This is a genomic window from Ensifer sp. (genome assembly GCF_035999135.1).
Taxonomy (GTDB): domain Bacteria; phylum Pseudomonadota; class Alphaproteobacteria; order Rhizobiales; family Rhizobiaceae; genus Ensifer.
The window spans coordinates 19613-40346 of record NZ_DASYGZ010000162.1 but is presented as its reverse complement, the minus strand read 5'-3'; the positions used below and the strand labels follow the sequence as shown (position 1 = coordinate 40346).

Annotated in this window: 24 protein-coding genes and 2 pseudogenes; 19 read left to right on the top strand and 7 right to left on the bottom strand. The window is 63.5% G+C overall.

What is annotated here, in order from left to right; translation table 11 throughout:
• Nucleotides 1–41 precede the first annotated feature (41 nt).
• On the top strand, nt 42–1127 hold the full coding sequence (locus VGO12_RS20985) for a DUF1513 domain-containing protein (RefSeq protein WP_327514688.1): 1086 nt from the start codon (nt 42–44) through the stop codon (nt 1125–1127).
• A gap of 12 nt (nt 1128–1139) precedes the next feature.
• Here VGO12_RS20985 and VGO12_RS20980 read toward each other — a convergent pair whose 3' ends face one another.
• Nucleotides 1140–1694: a GNAT family N-acetyltransferase gene (locus VGO12_RS20980; protein WP_327514687.1), complete on the bottom strand. Its 555-nt coding sequence runs from the start codon at nt 1692–1694 to the stop codon at nt 1140–1142.
• Nucleotides 1695–1779: 85 nt separating this feature from the next.
• Here VGO12_RS20980 and VGO12_RS20975 point away from each other — a divergent pair, with 85 nt between their 5' ends.
• The 4 genes from VGO12_RS20975 (at nt 1780) to guaA (ending at nt 5122) form a co-directional block, all read left to right on the top strand.
• Complete coding sequence (locus VGO12_RS20975; protein ID WP_327514686.1) at nt 1780–2232, top strand: TspO/MBR family protein; 453 nt, start codon at nt 1780–1782, stop codon at nt 2230–2232.
• Nucleotides 2233–2311: 79 nt separating this feature from the next.
• Nucleotides 2312–2764: a PaaI family thioesterase gene (locus tag VGO12_RS20970; protein ID WP_327514685.1), complete on the top strand. Its 453-nt coding sequence runs from the start codon at nt 2312–2314 to the stop codon at nt 2762–2764.
• Nucleotides 2761–3399, top strand: coding sequence for a 5'-methylthioadenosine/S-adenosylhomocysteine nucleosidase (locus VGO12_RS20965; protein ID WP_327514684.1), 639 nt, complete (start codon nt 2761–2763; stop codon nt 3397–3399). Before VGO12_RS20970 ends, VGO12_RS20965 begins: the two co-directional genes overlap by 4 nt.
• A 160-nt stretch (nt 3400–3559) precedes the next feature.
• Nucleotides 3560–5122 carry a glutamine-hydrolyzing GMP synthase gene (guaA, locus tag VGO12_RS20960; protein ID WP_327514683.1) on the top strand — a complete coding sequence of 521 codons (1563 nt, stop codon included), beginning with the start codon at nt 3560–3562 and terminating at the stop codon, nt 5120–5122.
• Between the two features lie 269 nt (nt 5123–5391).
• Here the strand turns inward: guaA and VGO12_RS20955 are convergent, their stop codons facing one another.
• The gene (locus VGO12_RS20955) at nt 5392–6294 is read right to left on the bottom strand and encodes a LysR family transcriptional regulator (protein ID WP_327514682.1); all 903 of its coding nucleotides are present in this window, start codon (nt 6292–6294) and stop codon (nt 5392–5394) included.
• 112 nt (nt 6295–6406) lie between these two features.
• Between VGO12_RS20955 and VGO12_RS20950 the strand changes: the two genes are divergently transcribed.
• The gene (locus VGO12_RS20950) at nt 6407–7588 is read left to right on the top strand and encodes an MFS transporter (protein WP_327514681.1); all 1182 of its coding nucleotides are present in this window, start codon (nt 6407–6409) and stop codon (nt 7586–7588) included.
• 77 nt (nt 7589–7665) lie between these two features.
• Here the strand turns inward: VGO12_RS20950 and VGO12_RS20945 are convergent, their stop codons facing one another.
• Nucleotides 7666–8109, bottom strand: coding sequence for a MarR family transcriptional regulator (locus tag VGO12_RS20945; protein ID WP_327514680.1), 444 nt, complete (start codon nt 8107–8109; stop codon nt 7666–7668).
• A gap of 148 nt (nt 8110–8257) precedes the next feature.
• Here VGO12_RS20945 and VGO12_RS20940 point away from each other — a divergent pair, with 148 nt between their 5' ends.
• From VGO12_RS20940 to VGO12_RS20920, 5 genes and pseudogenes are all read left to right on the top strand, one after another.
• Nucleotides 8258–9016 carry an alpha/beta hydrolase gene (locus VGO12_RS20940; RefSeq protein WP_327514679.1) on the top strand — a complete coding sequence of 253 codons (759 nt, stop codon included), beginning with the start codon at nt 8258–8260 and terminating at the stop codon, nt 9014–9016.
• A gap of 123 nt (nt 9017–9139) precedes the next feature.
• A complete protein-coding gene (locus VGO12_RS20935; protein WP_327514696.1) occupies nt 9140–9469 on the top strand; it encodes a metalloregulator ArsR/SmtB family transcription factor in 330 nt (109 codons plus the stop codon).
• Nucleotides 9466–9933 (top strand): SRPBCC domain-containing protein, encoded by a 468-nt coding sequence (locus tag VGO12_RS20930; protein ID WP_327514678.1) that lies wholly within the window; start codon nt 9466–9468, stop codon nt 9931–9933. The genes VGO12_RS20935 and VGO12_RS20930 overlap by 4 nt, the downstream gene beginning before the upstream one ends.
• A gap of 122 nt (nt 9934–10055) precedes the next feature.
• A pseudogene (locus tag VGO12_RS20925) lies at nt 10056–10466 on the top strand (GFA family protein); the annotation flags it as partial.
• 168 nt (nt 10467–10634) lie between these two features.
• Nucleotides 10635–11546 (top strand): alpha/beta hydrolase, encoded by a 912-nt coding sequence (locus VGO12_RS20920; RefSeq protein ID WP_327514677.1) that lies wholly within the window; start codon nt 10635–10637, stop codon nt 11544–11546.
• Between the two features lie 93 nt (nt 11547–11639).
• Here the strand turns inward: VGO12_RS20920 and VGO12_RS20915 are convergent, their stop codons facing one another.
• On the bottom strand, nt 11640–12107 hold the full coding sequence (locus tag VGO12_RS20915) for a hypothetical protein (protein WP_327514676.1): 468 nt from the start codon (nt 12105–12107) through the stop codon (nt 11640–11642).
• A 177-nt stretch (nt 12108–12284) separates the two neighbouring features.
• Nucleotides 12285–12911, bottom strand: a pseudogene (locus tag VGO12_RS20910) (glutathione S-transferase family protein).
• 160 nt (nt 12912–13071) lie between these two features.
• Between VGO12_RS20910 and VGO12_RS20905 the strand changes: the two are divergent.
• On the top strand, nt 13072–14130 hold the full coding sequence (locus VGO12_RS20905; protein WP_327514675.1) for a succinylglutamate desuccinylase/aspartoacylase family protein: 1059 nt from the start codon (nt 13072–13074) through the stop codon (nt 14128–14130).
• A 51-nt stretch (nt 14131–14181) separates the two neighbouring features.
• Here the strand turns inward: VGO12_RS20905 and VGO12_RS20900 are convergent, their stop codons facing one another.
• Nucleotides 14182–14655 carry an Lrp/AsnC family transcriptional regulator gene (locus VGO12_RS20900; protein WP_327514673.1) on the bottom strand — a complete coding sequence of 158 codons (474 nt, stop codon included), beginning with the start codon at nt 14653–14655 and terminating at the stop codon, nt 14182–14184.
• 208 nt (nt 14656–14863) lie between these two features.
• On the opposite strand from VGO12_RS20900, the gene VGO12_RS20895 reads away from it, so the two are divergent.
• The 5 genes from VGO12_RS20895 (at nt 14864) to VGO12_RS20875 (ending at nt 18307) form a co-directional block, all read left to right on the top strand.
• Complete coding sequence (locus tag VGO12_RS20895; protein WP_327514672.1) at nt 14864–16033, top strand: amino acid aminotransferase; 1170 nt, start codon at nt 14864–14866, stop codon at nt 16031–16033.
• A gap of 7 nt (nt 16034–16040) precedes the next feature.
• The gene (locus tag VGO12_RS20890) at nt 16041–16673 is read left to right on the top strand and encodes a YitT family protein (RefSeq protein ID WP_327514671.1); all 633 of its coding nucleotides are present in this window, start codon (nt 16041–16043) and stop codon (nt 16671–16673) included.
• 119 nt (nt 16674–16792) lie between these two features.
• Nucleotides 16793–17137, top strand: a complete 345-nt coding sequence (locus tag VGO12_RS20885) for an ArsC family reductase (protein WP_327514670.1) — start codon at nt 16793–16795, stop codon at nt 17135–17137.
• A gap of 16 nt (nt 17138–17153) precedes the next feature.
• Complete coding sequence (gene ybaK / locus VGO12_RS20880; protein WP_327514669.1) at nt 17154–17627, top strand: Cys-tRNA(Pro) deacylase; 474 nt, start codon at nt 17154–17156, stop codon at nt 17625–17627.
• 92 nt (nt 17628–17719) lie between these two features.
• Entirely contained in the window at nt 17720–18307 is a 588-nt protein-coding gene (locus VGO12_RS20875; protein ID WP_327514668.1) for a dual specificity protein phosphatase family protein, read from the top strand.
• 157 nt (nt 18308–18464) lie between these two features.
• Here VGO12_RS20875 and VGO12_RS20870 read toward each other — a convergent pair whose 3' ends face one another.
• Nucleotides 18465–18920 carry a MarR family winged helix-turn-helix transcriptional regulator gene (locus tag VGO12_RS20870; RefSeq protein ID WP_327514667.1) on the bottom strand — a complete coding sequence of 152 codons (456 nt, stop codon included), beginning with the start codon at nt 18918–18920 and terminating at the stop codon, nt 18465–18467.
• A gap of 79 nt (nt 18921–18999) precedes the next feature.
• On the opposite strand from VGO12_RS20870, the gene VGO12_RS20865 reads away from it, so the two are divergent.
• Together VGO12_RS20865 and VGO12_RS20860 are read left to right on the top strand one after the other, a co-directional pair.
• A complete protein-coding gene (locus VGO12_RS20865; protein WP_327514666.1) occupies nt 19000–19680 on the top strand; it encodes a glutathione S-transferase family protein in 681 nt (226 codons plus the stop codon).
• A gap of 92 nt (nt 19681–19772) precedes the next feature.
• Entirely contained in the window at nt 19773–20651 is an 879-nt protein-coding gene (locus tag VGO12_RS20860; RefSeq protein ID WP_327514695.1) for an MBL fold metallo-hydrolase, read from the top strand.
• Nucleotides 20652–20734 lie beyond the last annotated feature (83 nt).

Genomic DNA, 20734 nt, shown 5'->3' with positions numbered 1-20734 from the left:
TCCGGCGGGGCTGCGAAACCACAGAAGCAAGCGAGGATGGCATGGCGGCCACCACGGGTCTGATCGACCGACGCATTTTCCTCAAGATGGCTGGCGCCGCCTGGGTGGCGGGCCTTATGCCCGACCGCGCCTTCGCGCTCGGCAAGGCGGATGCGGTGTTCGCCTCGGCCTTCATGACGCCGGACGGGAACTATGGCGTCGCGACGCTGACGGAAGCCGGCGCGATCATCGATCGCACGGCGCTGCCGGCCCGCGCCCACGGCATGGCCTATTCTCATAGCAGCCGCCGCGCCGTCGCCTTTGCCCGGCGTCCCGGCACCTATGCGATGATCCTTGCGTCCGATGGGGCTGCCGATCCCATCGTCATCGCCGCAGCCGAAGGCCGGCATTTCTATGGCCATGGCTGCTTCTCGGCCGACGGCAAGCTGCTTTACGCCACGGAGAACGACTTTGCCGCCAACCGCGGCATGATCGGCATCTATGACGGTACCGACCGCTTCGCCCGCATCGGCGAATTCCCAACCTATGGCGTCGGGCCGCACGACATGACGCTCAGCGCCGACGGACGGCTGCTCGTCATTGCCAATGGCGGCATCGAGACCCACCCGGATTTCGGCCGCACCAAACTCAACCTCGACCATATGGAACCGAGCCTGACGCTGGTCGATACCAGCACCGGAGCGCTCGTCCAGAAACACGGTTTGCCCGATGAGCTCAGCCGTCTTTCGACCCGGCATGTCGACATCGGTCCCAAGGGCGAGATCTGGTTTGCCTGCCAGTACGAAGGCGCGCGCAACGACCTGCCGCCACTCGTCGGCACGTTCGCAAGGGGTGAGGACCTCAAGTTCCTGCAATTGCCCGAACGCACAACCGAGGCGCTCGCAAACTATGTCGGCGCCATCGCCGTCAACCGCTCCGAAGGTCTTGTCGGATTGACGTCGCCGAAGGGCGGCGTTGCCGTAACCCTCGACGCGCGCACAGGTGACGTCTTGAAGGAGGAGCGAGTGGCCGATGCCGCAGGTGTGGCCGCCGCCCGGCATGGCTTTGCGATTTCCTCCTATGACGGGCGCTTCAGGCAGGAAAAGAGCCGCGTCGCCTGGGACCAGCACATCGTGCGCCTGGCTTAGGCTGAGACACCTTCAGGCCGAATAACGGCCCTTGCCCGAGAGCTTTGCCAGGTCGTTCCAGCGATAGGCCGTCTGCTCGTGATTTTCGCCGCCGAGGCTCACCTGCCCCTGGCCGACGGCGGCAGCACCGAGATGCTCGTAGAATGCCCGGTTCGGATTGCTGGACAGCACCCAGGCAAACAGCGACTTTCCACCCAGTTCCCGGCAATGCGCCGCAGCGCTTCGCACCAGCGCCGAACCGATGCCGGCACCTTGATACTCTTCAAGCACGTAGAGCGCATAAAGCTCGCGGTCGAAACGCGGCGGCATCGAGCGGGCCTTGCCATAGTTGGCGAAACCGATCACCCGGTTGGTGCCCATGTCCACCGCAACCATGTGGAAGACGTCGGCGACGCGCATGCGCCGGGCATGACGCAGCGCCTGTTCCTCGATGGTCATGGCGTCGAGGAAGGCGTCCGAGATCAGCCCACGGAAGGTCGATCGCCAGGTTTCGACGATAACGGAGGCGATCATCATGATGTCATCAGGGCCGGCCGGCCGGATGTCGATGCGTCGGATGGTCTTCATGGCCCCTGATATAGGTGCCGCATGGCGGCTTCGAAACAGCGTGCACAGCTGGAAAGCCTGAAACTCTGTCCTATCTGTGGCAGCCATGAACAGAACCGTCGTCCATGCAGTCTTCATCGCCGCCGTTCTTGGCATCGGCCTCCTCATCGGCATCAACAACATCCCCGGCGAATGGTACCAGTCGCTGACAAAACCGGCGTTCAATCCGCCCAACTGGATTTTCGCCCCGGTCTGGTCGATCCTCTACGTGATGATCGGCCTTGCCGGCGCCCGGATCTTTCTCGACCATCGCCACACCGCGGCGATGCGATTGTGGTTCGCGCAGATGATCCTCAACTTCCTCTGGTCGCCGCTTTTCTTCGGCATGCAGGACATTTCGTCGGCGCTGATCGTCATCATCGCGCTCGTGATCGCCGTCGCCGGTTTCGTTGTGGCGAGCTGGCAGCGGGATCGCCTGTCAGCGCTGCTGTTCCTGCCCTACCTCGCCTGGGTAGCCTTCGCGACCCTGCTCAACGGCTCGATTTTCCTCATGAATTGAACTTGTCGTCCCCTGGCGACCGTGCCACTGTCCCGCGACCTCCAGGCTATGACGCCGCCAACCAGGGCCTTTCCAATTGATGGACGACCGCGACCCACCCGACTTTCGAAAGCGCATCCGCGACAGCTTTGCGCGACAGGCGGCAATGCGCACGATCGGCGCCGAGCTGACACTCGTCGAACAGGGCACCGTCGAGATCGAACTGCCCTTCGACGACAAGCTGACGCAACAGCACGGGTTCCTGCATGCGGGCGTCATTTCGGCGGCGCTCGATTCCGCCGGTACCTATGCCGCCTATTCGGTGATCGACCCCGATGCCTCGATCCTGACGATCGAATTCAAGGTCAACCTGCTTTCGCCGGGGCGCGGCGAGCGCTTCCTGTTTCGCGGCGAGGTGACCAAGCCCGGATCGACGATCATCGTCTCGGACGGGCGCGGCTATGCGATCCGCGCCGACGGTCCGGCGAAGCTGATCGCCTCGATGACGGGAACGATGATGGTGGTGCGCGGACGCGAAGGGATCGAAGGATGAGTTTTGCCATCAAGGACGTTGCCGGACGCAAGGTTCTCTACGTCATGGCCGTCGATGCCGAGTACGGACCGCACCTCAAAGCCCGCATCAAGCCGCTGATGACCGGCGTCGGCCCGGTCGAAGCAGCCGTCGTGCTGACGCGCACGCTTGCCGAACGAGCCGCAGAGCGGGCCTTGCCCGATCTTGTCGTTTCGCTCGGTTCGGCCGGCGCCGCCAATCTTGAACAGACGGAGGTCTATCAGGCTGTCTCCGTCGGCTATCGCGACATGGATGCCTCGCCGCTTGGTTTCGAGAAGGGGAGAACGCCGTTTCTCGACCTGCCGGCGGTGGTGCCGTTGCCGTTCAGAATCCCCGGCGTGCCCGAAGCGCGGCTTTCGACCGGCGCCAACATCGTCTCGGGCGCTGCCTACGAGACGATCGATGCCGACATGGTGGAAATGGAGACCTTCGCGGTCCTGCGTGCCTGCCAGTCCTTCGCCGTGCCGCTGATTGCGCTGCGCGGCATCTCCGACGGCAAGGCCGAGCTGAAGCATGTGAGCGACTGGACGGAGTATCTTCACGTCATCGACGAGAAGCTTGCAGCTGTGGTCGATCGGTTGGAGAATGCGATCTCAAGCGGCGCGATCCCGCTCTAAACGCGATCGTCAGTCTGAGCGGGATGCGGGTGGAAACCCCACACACTTTTCCTCATCTCGCTCTGAAACCCCGGAATTGTCGGGGTGCAATTGATTTGTTGCGCTGCTGGCGGCCTTTCATTAAAGGCTCGCCATGATCAAGCTTGTTTGAAGGCTTCCAATGACCCAGACAGCCCATCCCGATACCGTCCTCATCGTCGACTTCGGCAGCCAGGTGACGCAGCTCATCGCCCGCCGCGTCCGGGAATCCGGTGTTTACTGCGAAATCGTGCCGTTCCAGTCGGCGGAAGAAGGTTTTCAGCGGCTGAAGCCGAAGGCCGTGATCCTGTCCGGCAGCCCGGCCTCGACGCTCGACATCGGCTCGCCGCGCGCCCCGCAGGTGATCTTCGATAGCGGCCTTCCGGTCTTCGGCATCTGCTACGGCCAGCAGACCATCTGCGCCCAGCTCGGCGGCAAGGTCGAGAGCGGCCACCACCGCGAATTCGGCCGCGCGTTCCTCGAAGTTGAAAAGGACTGCCCGCTGTTTGAAGGCCTCTGGTCGGTCGGCTCGCGCCACCAGGTCTGGATGTCGCACGGCGACCGCGTCACCGCGATCCCCGAGGGCTTTGAGGTCGTCGCGACCTCGGCCAACGCGCCGTTCGCCTTCATCGCCGACGAGAAGCGCAAGTATTACGCCGTGCAGTTCCACCCGGAAGTGGTGCACACGCCCGACGGCGCCAAGCTGATCTCCAACTTCGTGCACAAGATCGCCGGCATCAACGGCGATTGGTCGATGTCGGCCTACCGCGCCAAGGCGGTGGACGCGATCCGCAAGCAGGTCGGCGACAAGAAGGTCATCTGCGCGCTCTCGGGCGGCGTCGACAGCTCAGTTGCGGCACTCCTCATCCATGAGGCGGTCGGCGATCAGCTCACCTGCATCCTCGTCGACCACGGCCTGATGCGCAAGGACGAGGCGAAGAACGTCGTCGCCATGTTCGAGGAACACTACAACCTGCACCTCCTGCACGTCGACGCCTCCGACCGCTTCATCGGCGAACTGGAAGGCCAGAGCGATCCGGAAACCAAGCGCAAGATCATCGGCCGCCTCTTCATCGAAGTGTTCGAGGAAGAGGCCAAGAAGCTCGGCGGCGCGGATTTCCTCGCCCAGGGCACGCTTTACCCCGATGTCATCGAAAGCGTTTCCTTCACCGGCGGTCCGTCGGTGACGATCAAGTCGCACCACAATGTCGGCGGCCTTCCCGAGCGCATGAACATGCAGCTCGTCGAGCCGCTGCGCGAACTGTTCAAGGACGAGGTCCGCGTGCTCGGCCGCGAGCTCGGCCTGCCCGACAGCTTCATCGGCCGGCACCCCTTCCCGGGTCCCGGCCTTGCCATCCGCTGCCCGGGCGGCATCAGCCGCGAGAAGCTCGAGATTCTCCGCGAAGCCGACGCGATCTATCTCGACGAAATCCGCAAGGCCGGTCTCTACGACGCCATCTGGCAGGCCTTTGCCGTGCTGCTTCCGGTGCAGACCGTCGGCGTCATGGGCGACGGCCGCACCTACGAATTCGTCTGCGCCCTTCGCGCCGTCACCTCGGTCGACGGCATGACCGCCGACTTCTACCACTACGACATGGAGTTCCTCGGACGCGCGGCAACGCGCATCATCAACGAGGTCCGCGGCATCAACCGTGTCGTCTACGACGTCACCTCGAAGCCGCCGGGAACGATCGAGTGGGAATAAGCCCTCGTCTCGCCGAGTGGCAGGAAAACCGAGAAAAGCCCGCGTAACTGCGGGCTTTTCTTGTTCTGAACCCTGTACTGCCTGGCCCGGCCGCACGCCAGGAACGAGATGCGCGGAAAGCGCATCTGCAAGGTGACGACGCGCGCTTCAGGTTTTTAAAGCGCGTCGTTATCGTAAAGCAGCTGCGCGCTTTTGCGCACCATGCTTTAGAGCAATTCCAGGAAAAGTGTGGAACGGTTTTCCGTCCTGAATTGCGTGGTATCAAAGAGTTAGATCTGCAACTCGGCAAGCAGTTCCAGCATGGCGTCCACCTTGGGCAGCAACTGTCTGCCGACGGGCCAGATCAGATTGAGCGGCAGACCCTCCGTCGTCAGTTCCGGCAGAATCGGCACCAGTTCGCCACGTTCTATCTCGCCGCTGACCAGCCAAGTCGCCAGTTGTGCGACGCCGCATCCAGCCTTGACCGCGGCGACCAGAGCCTCGGCATTGCCAATTGTCATGCGGCCCTCCATTGTCCGACGCTCGACCGCACCGGGGGCATGCGCAATCAACCAGGGGCTGGGCATGCCATCGGCCTTGCCGTAGAGCAGGGCATCGTGCCGCGCGAGTTCGGCCAGCGACAGAGGCGTGCCGCGCTTGGCCAGGTAGTCGGGCGAGGCGCAGAATATCAAGCGTTCGCGGCCCAGGGAGCGGTGCCCCACGGAGGCGGGCCAGTGATCCGGGCCGCCGATGCGCACCGCCACGTCGACGCCCTCCTCAAGCAGATCGACGAAGCGATCGGTGAAGGTGACATGCGGACGCAATTGCCGGTGCTGCTGCGCGAACCGAAGCAACAGCGGCCAGACGCGCAGACGGCCAAACGTCGTCGGCACATCGAGCCTCAGGCGCCCCACCGGCTCCCTGCGTTGCGCGGCGAGCACCGCCTCGGCTTCTTCCAGATCGGCCAGGACACGCAGGCACGTGCTATAGAACGCCACGCCCGCGTCGGTCAGCGCAAGGCGGCGAGTCGTGCGCTCGAACAACCGGTTACCCAGCCGATCCTCAAGGCGCGCCACGCTCTTGCTGACTGCGGAACTGGTCAAGTGCAGGCGTGCTGCCGCTGCCGTGAAGCTGCCTGCGGCAGCCGTTGCCACAAAGGTCTCGATGCCTTTGAGGCGCTCCGCTGACATCATGTTTTCCTCACCTATTGCGGATCTCAATTCATGAATTGAATGAAAACATATCCGAGATGAGAATGAAATTCTTGAATAGATTGATGACATCGAATTCGCACAGGAACTTCCGATGTCATCCCTTGCAACACCAAGCGACGCGGCTCCGGCCAGCCGCGACAGCCTCGCCATTGCCATCCTCGCGGTAGCGGCCTTCGTCATCGTTACCACCGAATATCTGATCGTCGGGCTGCTGCCAGCACTGGCCCGTGATCTCGAGATTTCGATTTCGGCCGCCGGTCAACTCGTCACCCTGTTCGCCTTCACGGTCATGTTGTTCGGGCCCTTGCTGACAGCGCTGCTGTCGCACCTCGAACGCAAGCGCCTGTTCATCGCCATTCTTCTGATCTTCTCCGTGTCCAACGCCCTGGCCGCGATCGCGCCGAATATCGGGATTCTCGCGCTCGCCCGTTTCATTCCGGCGCTGGTGCTGCCGGTGTTCTGGGGCACGGCGAGTGAGACGGCCGGCCAAATTGTGGGACCAAGGCGCGCCGGCCGCGCCGTTTCGCAGGTCTATCTCGGCATCTCCGCCGCCCTGCTCTTCGGCATTCCGCTGGGCACGCTCGCATCTGATGCCGTCGGCTGGCGCGGCACGTTCTGGATCCTCGCAGGTCTGTCGCTTGTGATGGCTTTGGCCCTGGCGGTGTTCATGCCAACTGTGGCGCTGCCCAGACGGCTGCGCCTTGCGGAACAGGCCCGCATCCTGAAAGACCCTCGTTTCGTCGGCAACGTCGTGCTGTCGGTGGTGGTGTTCACCGCCATGTTCACCGCTTACACCTATCTGGCCGACATGCTGGAACGGATAGCCGGCGTGGCCCCGGCGCATGTGGGGTGGTGGCTCATGGGCTTCGGTGCCGTTGGCCTCATTGGCAACTGGTTGGGCGGACGTTTTGTCGATCGCAGCCCACTCGCTGCCACCGCCGCATTCTCGCTGCTGCTGGGGGCCGGCATGGCGGCCAGCGCGGCGCTGGCGGGTTCCTTCGTCTTGCTGGGACTGGCGCTTTCGGTGTGGGGCATCGCCTATACCGCGCTCTTTCCCATCTGCCAGGTGCGGGTGATGAAGTCCGCGTCACACGCTCAAGCGCTGGCCGGAACCTTGAACGTGTCCGCCGCCAATGCGGGTACAGGCTTTGGCGCGATCATCGGCGGCCTGGTGATTAACCAGTGGGGATTGGGAAGCATCGGCTACGTGGCCGCAGGCATTGCGGCCGTCGCCATTCTGCTCGCAGCCTGGATCTCACGGCTGCGACCGTGATGAACACACTCGCGGCGCATGTGTAGGCCGCGGACCGCCGGTCCTCCGTCCCTGATGCAGTGGAGATGCACGCGCCGCTACTTCACCGCGCCGTGCATCCCGTCGCGCAGTTTGCGGACCTTCTCGTTCAGATCGATCATCTCGGCTACGGTAAAGCCGGAGTGTTCGAGGAGGGAATCGGTCAGGCAACCGGTCTTTACGCGCAGGTCGCGTCCTATCGCACTCAGGTGAACTTCGACCAGTCGCTCGTCGACCGTGCTGCGAAGCCGGCTGAGAAAACCGGCGGCCTCAAGTCGCTTGACGGCCGGCGTGATCGTGCTCGGCTCCAGGTTCAGACGATCTGCGATCGCCGAGATCGTCAATCCGTCCTTTTCCCAGAGCGTGCTGAGCACGAGATACTGGGTGTAGGTCACGCCAAGGGCATCAAGCATCGGCTTGTAGAGGCGGTTGATGGCGATCGACGCCGAATAGATCGAGAAACAGAGCTGGCTGTCCAGCGGCAGGGTGGGTGCATCGGACATCGCCGTCTCCTTGAGCTTTCTCGCTTCGCGCTGCGAAAATCAATATCGCGATAAAAAGTATCTTTACAACAAAATCGGGTAGGCGCATACGATACTTATCGCGATAACGATTTTCGCGGAAACCACCTCAACCCAAGGAGACCCGAAAATGATCAAGACCCTCATCACCGCCGCCGCTTTCGCACTCTCCGCAAGCGCACTCACGCCAGCCCAGGCCGCCCCCGCCGCCAAGAATGTCGTGCTCGTGCACGGCGCCTTTGCCGACGGTTCGGGCTGGCAGGGCGTCTACAACATCCTGAAGAAGGACGGTTACAACGTCACGATCGTCCAGAACCCGACGCTTACGCTTGCCGGCGACGTGGCCGTCACCAAGCGCGCGATCGCCGCACAGGACGGCCCGGTCGTGCTCGTCGGTCATTCCTATGGCGGCGTGGTCGTCTCCGAAGCCGGCACCGACGAGAAGGTGAAGTCCGTCGTCTATATCGCCGCCTTCGCGCCGGATAAGGGCGAGTCGGTTTCCACCCTCATCGCCAACCCTCCGGCGGGCGCACCGGTTCCGCCGATCCTGCCGCCGGTCGATGGTTTCCTTTCGCTCGACAAGGCAAAGTTCGCCGCCGCCTTCGCCGCCGACGTCGACCCCGAACTTGCCGCATTCATGGCCGACTCGCAGGTTCCGTGGGGTGTCGAGGCGGCTGCAGGCACTGTGACCGCACCGGCCTGGAAGGAAAAGCCGAGCTTCTATCTGGTCGCTGCCGACGACCGGATGATCCCGCCGGCTGCGCAGCGGCTGATGGCAAAACGCGCCGGCTCGACTGTCGTCGAAACGTCAGGCAGCCACGCCGTCTACGTCTCGAAGCCCGACGTCGTTGCGGCAATTATCGAACAGGCGGCCCAGGCAGGCGAATGAACTGAATTCATTCCACGCGATGCGCGGTAGGCGCAACTTGAGAAAGGGCGGACCGGACGGTTCGCCTTTTCGCTTTTCAATAGTATTGACTAATCAATTAGTAAATGCTATTTGTTTTTCATGATGATCGAAACCGCCCCCGTCACCGCCGTCATGCGTGCCCTTGCCGATCCGACGCGAAGGGCCGTGTTCGAGCGCATCGCCAATGCCGACGAGATCACCGTCGTCGAGCTGACCCGCGGCAGCGGCGTGACGCAAGGGGCGATATCCCAGCACCTCAAGTCGCTGAAGCAGGCGGGCCTCGTCACTGAGCGGCCGGAGGGGCGCAACGTCTATTACCGCGCCGAACCCGAAGGGCTGGCGCCGCTCGTCGACTGGATGAGCCATTACGGCAGCTTCTGGCGCGACCGCTTCGCCAACCTGCGCACCCTTCTCAAGGAGATCGATCCATGACCGACGCAGCAGCCCTGAAACTGGAGACGCAGGACATCGTCATCGACGAGGTCTTTCCGCACGCACCCGAGACGATCTGGAAGACACTCACCAACGGCGAGCTGATGGGGCGATGGATCATGCCGCCGACAGGCTTTCAAGCGGTCGAAGGCACGCATTTCACCTTCCAGACGACGCCGGCCGGTGCCTGGGACGGAACGATCCGGTGCCAGGTGCTGGACGTGCGCCCGCATGAGCGCTTCGTCTACTCCTGGAAAGGCGGCGACGAGGGCAATGTCGGCTACGGCTCCCGCCTCGACACGGTCGTCACCTGGACGCTGACGAAGGTCGGCAACGGCACCCGCCTTCGCCTTGTGCATTCCGGGTTTGTCGTGCCGAAAAACGACAGCGCCTATGCAAACATGAGCAATGGCTGGCCCAAGGTCCTGTCGCGCCTCGGCTCGATCACCGACGAACAGCGTTGAGAGACGAGGCCCGGCCCGATCGTCACGGCGATCGGGTTTCCTTCCCCCCTTAACAGGCAAAGGCCGCGCCGCCCCCCTCGCTGCGCCCGAAGCTTTGCCGTGCCCAGGACAGGAGCGACGACATGAGCAAGACCTATATCGGCGGATGCGCCTGCGGCGCCATCCGCTACGAGATCGCCGGCGAGCCGGTGTTTTCCAACGACTGCCAGTGCCGGGACTGCCAGCACGAGAGCGGAACCGGCCACGGTTCGCATATGACCTTCCGTCGCGACGGGGTGAAGCTTCAGGGCGAGGCCGCCCATTGGGACATGGTCGCCGACAGCGGCCACGTGAAGACGCGCGGCTTCTGCCCGACCTGCGGCTCGCCTGTCTACATGACATTTTCGGCCATGCCCGAATTCTTCAGCGTGCGCGCCGCGAGCCTTGACGATCCGAGCCGCTACAAGCCTGATGCGGCGACCTATGCGGTGCGCGGCCATCACTGGGACCATCTCGACCCTGCCCTCACGAAATTCGAGACGATGCCGCCGATGCAGCGCCGTCGGCGGCCGTCGAAGGTCTCGCCGGCCTTAAAGACAGACACCATCGTTCGGCAAAGGCGAACAATAACTCCGCTTTCCGGCTACTAGTTCGAACACCTGGCTGATGTCATCTTCTGCCCATCGAAACGCCACTTGGCAACTCGCAAACAGGAGAGACAGATGCTTCGTTCCCTCATGGCCGGCGCAATCATGGCCTTTGCCGCCCCCGCACTGGCCGACGTTCAGCCCTATCCGGCAGCCTTCAAGACGCAGGAGATCGCCACCAACGGCACGAGCCTTCACGTCCGCGTCGGCGGCTCCGGCCCCGCCGTCGTACTGCTGCACGGCTATGGCGAGACCGGCGACATGTGGGCGCCGCTCGCCGCAGAACTCGTGCGTGACCACCGTGTCATCGTGCCGGATCTCAGAGGCATGGGGCACTCGGAAAAACCTGCAGCCGGCTATGACAAGAAGAACGAAGCCAGGGATATCGCTGGCGTACTCGAGGCCTTGAAGGTGGACGAGGCAGACGTTGTCGCGCACGACATCGGCAATATGGTCGGCTACTCGTTCGCCGCGCAATTCCCGTCACGGACGACAAGGCTGGTGCTCATGGACGCGCCCCTGCCCGGCATCGGCCCTTGGGAGGAAATCCTCAAGAACCCGCTGCTCTGGCACTTCCGTTTTGGCGGGCCCGACATGGAGCGGCTGGTGGCTGGCCGCGAGCGCATCTACCTCGATCGCTTCTGGAACGAATTCTCCGCCGATCCAACGAAATGGGATGAAGCGTCGCGCGCGCACTATGCCAAGCTCTATGCCCAACCTGGAGCCATGCGCGCCGGGTTCGCCCAGTTCGCAGCCTTCGACCAGGACGCGCTCGACGACCAGGCTCTCTTGAACAAGGGCAAGCTCAAGATGCCGGTTCTCGCCGTCGGTGGCGAAAAATCCTTCGGGCCCACCATGGCCGTCGTTGCCCGGGCGGCCGCCGACACCGTGACGGAACTGGTCATTCCGGCATCCGGCCATTGGCTGATGGAAGAGCAGCCGGAAGCGACGGTGCAAGCGATCCGCAACTTTCTCGATGCTGAGTGATCGAAGCGCCTGACACCGGGCGTAGGCTCCCGAGAAAACGCCCGCGCGCCGTGTAAGGTGCGCGGGCTTGCGCGTCGATGGTCAGCCCTCGGTTCAGGTGTGCTTCAGCTGCGAATTGCAGATGCTGTAAAAGCCGCCGCCCTTCTTGATCCAGGTCAGGCCGCCCAGGCTGTTGTTCGCCTTGTCGGCGTTGTACTGGTCAAGGCAGGTGTGCATGCGCGCCTTGCCCGCGGTTTCACTGGAATACTTGGCATCGACCTTCTTCGGGAAGACGACGCCCTTTGGCGCCTTGGCCGTCGTCGTCGCGGGCTCCGGCGCGTTTTCCGTGTTGCTGGCGGTCGGCTCCTCGTTGGTCATCGCGGCCGGCTTGGCTGCCGCCGCGTCGGTTCCACATTGCGCCTTGCGGAAGTCATTCCACTTCATGCCATTCAAGGAACCGGCGGCCTGGGCCGACTTGTACTTCGCGCTGCACTCGCTCATCGTCAGAGCGTGGGCGCCGGAAGTGAAAATGAAGGGGGAGAACGAAAGAACTGCGATTGCTGCAATACGGGTGATTTTCATGGAAATTCCCCTTTGCCAGAGGCAACAAACGCCCAAGAGGCCCTTGAACGCCAGCCTCGCCAGAAGAATCTGCCGCGTTTGTGACCGGATGATGGACATTGCCCGCGCGCCAGCGCCCCAAAGCCATCACGCCTTGGTGAACTGTCCGCCGCCCTCGCCCATGATGGGTGAGCAACCTCAGGCCGGCGGAATGAAGGCCTGGCTGATCGTCTGGAACACCGGAAGCGCTTCCAGCTTTGCGGCATGCGCGCTCAGATGCGGATGATCTGCGATCGCCACCAGATCCGGATGCACATCCTTAAGGAAGCGCAGCACGGCGGCAACGGCGATATCCGCGTGACCGATGCGTTCCGAGAACCAGTATCCGGACCGGCTTTCCGCGCGGCTCGCTTCGAGCACGGCGAGTGTCTCCTCGATCTGGCGACGGCAGCGGTCGACCCAAAGCGTCGACACCGCGCCATGCAGGCGCGTCTCTTAAAACAGGCTGACCGCCTTGTCGCCGAGGCCTGTCGCAAGCGTGGCGATCCAGAGCGCACGGTGGCGCGCCGGCTCGACCCGGGGGAACATCACCTCGTCGTCGGTAACGAGACTGTCGAGATAGTCGAGGATGATGTGGCTGTCGGCGAGCGCCAGCCCGTCGTCCAGCACCAGGATCGGGACGCGCGTCAACGGATTGTAGGCACGAAGCGCGTCTGCGTTGCCGAAAGCGGACCAGGGACGATGTTCGAACGCCATGCCGTAGAGCGTCAGCGCGATGCCGACCCGGCGGACGAATGGAGAATCATATTGGCCGATCAGGATCATTCTGCCGTCTCCTGCATGCATGGGCGGTGCCGACAACAATAGGCATGGGGCAGAAATCAAAGCGAGAGCGCCATCGCCGCAATACCCAGTTCTTAGCGACTTGCAGTGGACTGAAGGAATGCCGATAAGCGCCACCAACACGTCGATACGGGAGGAGCCCATGGACATTTCCGAAATCATCATCGCCGGCGATACGGCCGGCATCGAGTGGCGCCTGCCGGTCTTCCGCTTCAAGGGGAAAAACGCCGCAGCGCCGAAGACCTATATCCAGGCGGCGCTGCATGCGAACGAACTGCCGGGCACGGCGCTCGCCCATTTCCTCATCGAAGAGCTGCAACAGGCGGACAAGAGCGGCGCCATCCTCGGTGACATCGTGGTCGTGCCACAGGCAAACCCGATCGGCACGGCGCAGTCGCATTTCGGCGAACTGCAAGGCCGGTTCGACCTCGGATCGCGCACCAACTTCAATCGTGATTTTCCGCTGACTTCGCTGACCAACCGCGACAGCCTCATCGAGGATCTCGATCGTTTCTCTGCGACCGACCGGCTGAAGCGGCAGCTGCTGCATATGGCGCTCGGCGCCGACCTGATGCTCGATCTGCATTGCGACGACGAGGCGCTGCAATACGCCTATATCGACGACGCCTTCTGGCCGGAAGCGGGCGATCTCGCCGCCGCACTCGACATGGAAGCGGTGTTTCTCTCGGACGGCGAAAGCTCGGCCTTCGAGGAGGCGGTCGCCTATGCGTGGAAATATGAAACGGGACAGAAGAAGACCCGGCTTCCCGGCCGCCTGTCGGTGACGGTCGAACTTCGCGGCACACGCGACGTCTATCCCGATCTTGCCCGCAAGGATGCCGAGGGCGTGTTCCGCTTCCTCGTTGCCCGCGGCGTTGTCGCAGGCGACGATCGCGTACTGGCCCCGTTTACCGGCGTCGTCGCGCCGCTCGACAACATCGAGATGATCCGCGCACCGGAGGCCGGCGCGATCCTGTTTCACCGCGACATCGGCGAGAGGGTGAAGAAGGGCGACCTGCTCGCGACCATTCTCGCGCGTCCGGGCCAGACGGGTGGCGCGGTCGAGGTCCGCGCGCCGCAGGACGGGCTGATCGTCACCCGCGTCTCGACGCGGCTCGCACGCCGGCGTTCGGACCTGATGAAGATCGCCTGCGCTCAAGCCACAAGCGCCGTGCGCAAACCGGGCCCGCTCGAAGCCTGAGAGGCGGCGCCTGCAAGGGCGCGGCCGGCTCCTGACACCACAGACAGGCCGTCACGCAAGCGTGGCGGCCGTCATCTTCGGACTGTCGAGCAGAATGGTCGAGCGCAGCGTCTTGATCTCGGCGACCTGCTCGAACTCGCTCCAGAGCAGCCGCTTGTAGTCGGCCACGTCGCGCACCGCGATCTTCAAGAGAAAGTCGAAATCGCCGGCGACAGTGTGGCATTCCACCACCTCGGGCATGCGCGACACGAGTTCGATGAAGCGCTGCCCGACCTTGCTGGCGGTGCGCTCCAGCGTCACCTCCACGAAGGCCTGGAAGCCGATGCCGGCCGCCTTCGGATCGACGGCCACCGTCTGGCGGATGACACCGGCCGCGTACAGTCTGGCAAGGCGGCGCGACAGCGGCGCGGGGGAGAGCCCCACCCTTGCCGCAAGCGCGTTGTTGCTGAGCGACGCATCCTCGACCAGGAGACGAATGATCCGCCGGTCGACCTGATCCAGCTCCATAACCATCTTCTCGACCATCCCGACCCTCCGTCGCGCAAATCAGCAAATGAATTGCAGAAGTTCGCGCAAATAGCACGCGGCTATTGTTGTCCCGGTGGCAAAAATACCGTCGATTTTGCGCCAACCCTGACTTAAGAAGGAAGCCGCTGGACGGCCAAAGGAACGGCAGCCGGCAACGCTTCTCGACCGCACTCGCATCGCTGCCACTCAAGGGGGACTTTCCGGCATGTTCGACGCTCTGACCCGCCAACCCGATGATCCGTTGCTCGCCCTGATCGGGCTCTACCGCAAGGACGAGCGTCCCGGAAAGGTCGACCTCGGTGTCGGCGTCTATCGCGACGAAACCGGCGCCACGCCGATCTTTCGCGCCGTGAAGGTGGCCGAGACACGCTTGCTCGAGACCCAGGACAGCAAGGCCTATGTTGGCCCCGAGGGCGATCTTGTCTTCGTCGACCACCTCTGGACACTGGTCGGCGGCGATACCGTCGATCGCAACCATGTCGCCGGGGTGCAGACACCGGGCGGCTCCGGGGCTCTGCGGCTCGCTGCCGACCTCATCCGCGAGATGGGCGGAAAGCGCATCTGGATCGGGCTGCCGAGCTGGCCGAACCACGCGAGCATTTTCAAGGCGGCCGGGCTCGAGCCGGCAGGCTACCCGTTCTTCGACGTGCCGACGCAAACCGTGCTCTTCGACACGATGATGACGGCGCTGCAGGGAGCGTCCTCCGGTGACGCTGTCCTCTTGCATGCCGGCTGCCACAACCCGACCGGCGGCGTCATTACCCAGGCACAGTGGATGGAGCTTGCCACTGTCATCGCCGAGCGCGGCCTGCTGCCGCTCGTCGATCTCGCCTACCAGGGCTTTGGCCGCGGCCTCGACGAGGACGTCGCCGGACTGCGCCACCTGATCGGCGTCGTGCCGGAAGCACTCGTCGCGGTCTCCTGCTCCAAGTCGTTCGGCCTCTACCGCGAACGGGCCGGCGCCATCTTTGCCGTCACCAGCGCGTCCGCCACGGCCGACAAGGTCCGCTCCAATCTCGCTGGACTTGCCCGCACCAGCTACTCGATGCCGCCGGATCATGGCGCAGCCATCGTGCGCACGATCCTTGCCGACCCCGAGCTTCAGAGCGACTGGAGGCAGGAACTCGAGACCATGCGGCTGCGGATCGCCAACATCCGCACGGCGCTTTCTGAAGGTCTTCGTGACCGCTGGCAGGCGCTCGGCGCGGTTGCGGGACAGGAAGGCATGTTCTCGTTGCTGCCGCTTGCCGAGGCCGACGTGCTCAGGCTGCGCAACGAACATGGCATCTACATGCCCGGTTCCGGCCGCATCAACATCGCCGGCCTGAAGACGGCGGAAGTCAACGGCGTCATCGCCAAGTTCAAGAACCTCTGAGACAACGATGGCCGAGCAAAGCATGACCGCGTCCGATATCCCGACCGAACGCCATCGCCTCTATGAGGATGCGCTGGCGATCCTCACGGGCACGCTGATCATGTCGCTCGGCGTCGTCATCTACAGCAAGGCGATGCTCTTGACCGGCAGCACGTCGGGCCTGGCGCTGCTTCTGCAATATGCGACCGGAGCCGAATTCTGGCTGGTGTTCTCGCTCGTCAACCTGCCCTTCTACGTGCTCGCCGTGAAGCGGCTCGGCTGGATGTTCGCCTTGCGCACCTTCCTTGCCGTCAGCCTCGTCGCATTGTTTTCGCGGCTGACGGCCGGCTGGGTCGAATTTGCCCGGCTCGATCCGATCTACGCCGCCATTGTCGGCGGCGGGCTGATGGGCACCGGCCTGCTCATCCTGTTTCGCCACCGCACCGCGCTCGGCGGCATCAACATCCTTTCGATCTACCTGCAGGAGAAATTCGGGATCCGCGCCGGCTACTTCCAGCTTGGTGTTGACCTGGCGATCCTTGCCGTCGCCTTCTTCGTGCTGCCGCCGGCAAACCTCGCGCTCTCCGTCATCGGCGCCGCCGTCGTCAACATGACGCTCGCGATCAACCACAGGCCGGGGCGCTATGCCGGCGTGACCTGAGACGTCTCGCGGTCTTCCCTCGGGCGCGACAGGGCGCTATCACTCCAGCCACTTTCTGAGGTTACGCGATTCCGGGCGGTCGCCCGCCGGGATCGCCGAGAGCGGTCCAGGGGCATGGCATGACGGTCACGATTTACGGCATCAAGAACTGCGACACGATGAAGAAGGCGCGGACCTGGCTCGATGGCCAGGGCATCGCCTATCATTTCCACGACTACAAGGCAGAAGGCATCGACCGCGAGCACCTCGAGCGCTGGTGCAGGCAAGCCGGCTGGGAAACCGTGCTCAACCGCGCCGGCACGACGTTTCGCAAGCTCGACGACGCCGACAAGCAGGGGCTCGATGAGGAGAAGGCGATCGCGCTGATGCTCGCGCAGCCCTCGATGATCAAGCGGCCGGTACTTGAAGCCGACGGCAATCTGCTGATCGGGTTCAAGCCGGATCTCTACGAAGCGACGCTGTAGCACCGGAGCGGACCCCATGTCGAAGACCACGCGCGCGACGCTGGCCCTTTCAAAGGCTGGTGTCCCCTTCAGCGTTCATGCCTACGACTATGACCCGAATGCCGAGCGGGTGGGTCTGCAGGCGGCCGAAGCGCTGGGCGAGGATCCGCGCCGGGTCTTAAAGACGCTTATGGCCGAGGTCGACGGCAAGCCGGTCTGCTGTGTCGTGCCGTCGGACCGGGAGGTGAGCATGAAGAAGCTCGCTAGCGCCTTTGGCGGCAAGTCGGCGGCGATGATGAAACCGGCCGATGCCGAGCGGCTGACCGGCTACCATGTCGGCGGCATCAGCCCGTTCGGGCAGAAGAAGGCGGTGCCGACGGCGATCGAGGAAGCAGCGCTTTCCGAGGCTGAGGTCTATATCAATGGCGGTCAGCGCGGATTGCAGGTCCGGCTCGCACCCCGCGACGCCCAGGCCGCCCTGAAGGCGATTGCCGCACCGCTGATTGCCTGATCCTGCCATCAAAATATCACGGATTGCTTGTATCGACCGCTCGACGGATGGGATCGCGTGCGCCCGCCAGGGATCGGTTTCGGGGTTGTTTCATGACATCAGCAAGAATTCCGCGTGCGAAGCGTCTCGTGAAACGCCTCGCCGTCGTAACCGCTGCGCTTGGCGCCGGCCTCGCCGTCTATCTTGTCGGCTTGCAGTGGACCGGCAATTTCCACACGCTCGTCGCCGGCGAGGTCTATCGCTCGGCCCAGCCGGGTCCCGAGGCGATTTCGGCCTATTCCAAGGCCTATGGCATCCGCACCATTCTCAATCTGCGCGGCGAGAAAAAGGATGAGCGCTGGTACCAGGACGAAGTCGGGGCCGCCGCAAAGAATGGCATCACGCTTATCAACTTCCCGATGTCTGCCTCGGCGACCATCGACCGCAAGGAAACCGACGCGTTGATGGCGATCCTCAGGGACGCGCCGAAACCGCTGCTGATCCATTGCCGCGCCGGCGCCGACCGCACCGGCCTCGTCTCGACGATCTACCTGCAGCAGATCGCTGGCGTCGACGAGGAGACGGCCGAATGGCAGCTTTCGCCGCTCTACGGCCATCTGGCCCTGCCCTATATCTCAGGCACCTTCGCCATGGACGAGACCTGGGAAGCGCTGGAGAAGTCCTTCGGGTTGGATAGCTGAGCGGCCAAAGTCAAAGATTAGCGTCGCCCCTCATCCGGCCTGCCGGCCACCTTCTCCCCGCACGCGGGGAGAGGGCTAGTCCTCGGGTTAAGCCCGAGGAGAGGGGCGGTCATGCATTGGATCGACCGGCGTTCCGCTCTCTCTGAATTGCCGTTCTCTACCGCAGCTTCGCCAGCAGCGCCGCGAGCTGCTTTGCCTCCGCTTCGCTCAACCGCGCACCGACATGCGCTTCGATCGACGGCCCATAGGTCCGCCACATGCGCTCGCGCATCGCCCGGCCCGTCTCCGTGACCACCACCCATTGCCCGCGCCCATCGGCACCAACAGCCTCGCGGCGGACCAGCCCTTCCTTGACCAGACGATCGATCAATCGCGAGAGATTGTACTGGGCAAGCAGCGTGCGCGCCTCGATCTCGAAGGGCCGCAGCCGGCCCTCGTCCGCCTGCACGAGCTCCCACAGCACGTCGTACCAGCCAAGCGGCGGCAGGCTCGCGGCCTTGAAGTCGGCCTCGATCCGGGCCAGCACGCTTTCGCGCGCCCGCATCAGCCCGATCCAGGCACCCGTTGTTTCCGGCCTCGGTCGGCCGGCGGCATTTCTTTCGTCATCGCTCATAGATGCAATTACATCCATCTTGAAAACCAAGGCAAGCCCACATACATGCAGATGCATCTACTTTAACCGGGAGACTGTTATGACCGCCACGCTTACCCTCGTCAGCCACCATCTTTGCCCCTATGTGCAGCGCGCGTCGATCGCGCTCGACGAAAAGGGCGTCCGCTTTGAGCGAACCAATATCGACCTCAATGCCAAACCGGACTGGTTCCTGAAAATCTCGCCACTCGGCAAGGTGCCGCTTTTGCAGGTCCCGGCCGAGACAGGCGAAACCGTGCTTTTCGAAAGCTCCGTCATTGCCGAATATGTCGAGGACTCCCAGGACGGCGCGAAGCTTCACCCAGCGGATGCGCTGGAGCGGGCACGCCATCGCGGCTGGATGGAGTTCGGCTCGTCGATCCTTTCGGATCTCTGGGGCTTTGAAACCGCCAAGGACGCAGAAACCTTCGAGCAGAAGCGCCAGGCAATTGCCGGCAAGTTTGCGACCGTCGAGGCGGCGCTCGGTGACGGTCCGTATTTTGCCGGTGCCCGTTTTTCCCTCGTCGACGCGGTCTTCGCGCCGATCTTCCGCTACTTCGATCTTTTCGACACACTTGCCGACCACCGCATCTTCGACGGTCTGGACCGGGTCGGCCACTGGCGAGAGGCGCTCGCACAACGGCCGAGCGTCAAGGCTGCGGTCACCGCGGATTACGGCGATCGGCTAATGGCTTTCCTTCGGGAGCACGACGCCTATCTCCTGCGGGCTGGCCGCGCCTGAAGCGACGGACCGCGTCGGGCGACCTTCATTTCTGTCGCGCGCTGCCCTATGACGGTGCCAAACCCGTTCTGGAGGAGCGCATCGTGACGGACATGACCTCGACCCTGACGATTCTGGAACCCTGTCCCGGCGTCTACGCCTATTACGACGGGCGTGTCGCCGGGGCGCGGCTTCACTCGCCAGCGCCCAACTGGCTTGACGACGGCGCCTATGAGCTCGGCGTCGCCTCCTATGCCATCGTCGATGGCGGCGAAGCGCTGGTCTACGACACGCATATCTCGCTCGACCATGCCCGCGCAATCCGCAGGCATCTCGAAGATCTCGGCGTGACAGCCATCCGGGTCGTGCTCAGCCACTGGCACAAGGATCACATCGCCGGAAACGCGGTCTTTGCCGATTGCGAGATCGTCGCGCTTCAGCTGACCGCGGAGAAGCTCGACGAAAACCGCGAAAAGATCGAAACGGCGACGCCGCCGATCCATCCGCTTGTCATACCCAACCGCCTGTTTGCGAAATCGCTCACACTCAGCGTCGGCAAGCGGCTCGTTGAATTGCATCACTTCGCCATCCACAGCGCCGATGGCAATGTGATCTGGCTGCCGGAAGAGCGACTGCTGCTTGCGGGCGACACGCTCGAGGACACGACCACCTATATCAGCGAGGCCGACCAGACAGCGACGCACATCGCCGAACTGACGCGCCTGCGGCAATGGCCGATCGCCAAGATCCTGCCTGCCCATGGCGACCGCGAACGCATTGCCGCCGGCGGCTACGGGCCGGACCTGATCGATGCCAACCGGCGCTATATCGAAAGACTGATCGAAGCGATCGCGGCCGGTGCCGAGATCGGCACGCTGAAGGATTTCGTCGCCGATGAGATCGCCGCGGGAGCGATCCTCTATTTCGCGCCCTATGAAGCCGTGCACCAGAGCAATGTCGAGCGGGTGCGCGCCGCACTCGGCGCGCGCTGATTGCAAAGCCTCAGGCGATCGGCCTTCATTTTCGCCGCAAAGCGCCCTAAATCTTGTTCTTTCGAATTCAAACGACAGGCACA

Coding starts and splice junctions, on each gene's coding strand:
- VGO12_RS20905 (WP_327514675.1), top strand. CDS start 13,072: ATGGACATTTCCGAAATCATCATCGCCGGCGATACGGCCGGCATCGAG.
- VGO12_RS20985 (WP_327514688.1), top strand. CDS start 42: ATGGCGGCCACCACGGGTCTGATCGACCGACGCATTTTCCTCAAGATG.
- VGO12_RS20980 (WP_327514687.1), bottom strand. CDS start 1,694: ATGAAGACCATCCGACGCATCGACATCCGGCCGGCCGGCCCTGATGAC.
- VGO12_RS20895 (WP_327514672.1), top strand. CDS start 14,864: ATGTTCGACGCTCTGACCCGCCAACCCGATGATCCGTTGCTCGCCCTG.
- VGO12_RS20965 (WP_327514684.1), top strand. CDS start 2,761: ATGAGTTTTGCCATCAAGGACGTTGCCGGACGCAAGGTTCTCTACGTC.
- VGO12_RS20885 (WP_327514670.1), top strand. CDS start 16,793: ATGACGGTCACGATTTACGGCATCAAGAACTGCGACACGATGAAGAAG.
- VGO12_RS20920 (WP_327514677.1), top strand. CDS start 10,635: ATGCTTCGTTCCCTCATGGCCGGCGCAATCATGGCCTTTGCCGCCCCC.
- VGO12_RS20935 (WP_327514696.1), top strand. CDS start 9,140: ATGATCGAAACCGCCCCCGTCACCGCCGTCATGCGTGCCCTTGCCGAT.
- VGO12_RS20870 (WP_327514667.1), bottom strand. CDS start 18,920: ATGAGCGATGACGAAAGAAATGCCGCCGGCCGACCGAGGCCGGAAACA.
- VGO12_RS20900 (WP_327514673.1), bottom strand. CDS start 14,655: ATGGTCGAGAAGATGGTTATGGAGCTGGATCAGGTCGACCGGCGGATC.
- VGO12_RS20940 (WP_327514679.1), top strand. CDS start 8,258: ATGATCAAGACCCTCATCACCGCCGCCGCTTTCGCACTCTCCGCAAGC.
- VGO12_RS20950 (WP_327514681.1), top strand. CDS start 6,407: ATGTCATCCCTTGCAACACCAAGCGACGCGGCTCCGGCCAGCCGCGAC.
- VGO12_RS20890 (WP_327514671.1), top strand. CDS start 16,041: ATGGCCGAGCAAAGCATGACCGCGTCCGATATCCCGACCGAACGCCAT.
- VGO12_RS20865 (WP_327514666.1), top strand. CDS start 19,000: ATGACCGCCACGCTTACCCTCGTCAGCCACCATCTTTGCCCCTATGTG.
- ybaK (WP_327514669.1), top strand. CDS start 17,154: ATGTCGAAGACCACGCGCGCGACGCTGGCCCTTTCAAAGGCTGGTGTC.
- VGO12_RS20930 (WP_327514678.1), top strand. CDS start 9,466: ATGACCGACGCAGCAGCCCTGAAACTGGAGACGCAGGACATCGTCATC.
- VGO12_RS20915 (WP_327514676.1), bottom strand. CDS start 12,107: ATGAAAATCACCCGTATTGCAGCAATCGCAGTTCTTTCGTTCTCCCCC.
- VGO12_RS20955 (WP_327514682.1), bottom strand. CDS start 6,294: ATGATGTCAGCGGAGCGCCTCAAAGGCATCGAGACCTTTGTGGCAACG.
- VGO12_RS20945 (WP_327514680.1), bottom strand. CDS start 8,109: ATGTCCGATGCACCCACCCTGCCGCTGGACAGCCAGCTCTGTTTCTCG.
- VGO12_RS20970 (WP_327514685.1), top strand. CDS start 2,312: ATGGACGACCGCGACCCACCCGACTTTCGAAAGCGCATCCGCGACAGC.
- VGO12_RS20860 (WP_327514695.1), top strand. CDS start 19,773: ATGACCTCGACCCTGACGATTCTGGAACCCTGTCCCGGCGTCTACGCC.
- guaA (WP_327514683.1), top strand. CDS start 3,560: ATGACCCAGACAGCCCATCCCGATACCGTCCTCATCGTCGACTTCGGC.
- VGO12_RS20875 (WP_327514668.1), top strand. CDS start 17,720: ATGACATCAGCAAGAATTCCGCGTGCGAAGCGTCTCGTGAAACGCCTC.
- VGO12_RS20975 (WP_327514686.1), top strand. CDS start 1,780: ATGAACAGAACCGTCGTCCATGCAGTCTTCATCGCCGCCGTTCTTGGC.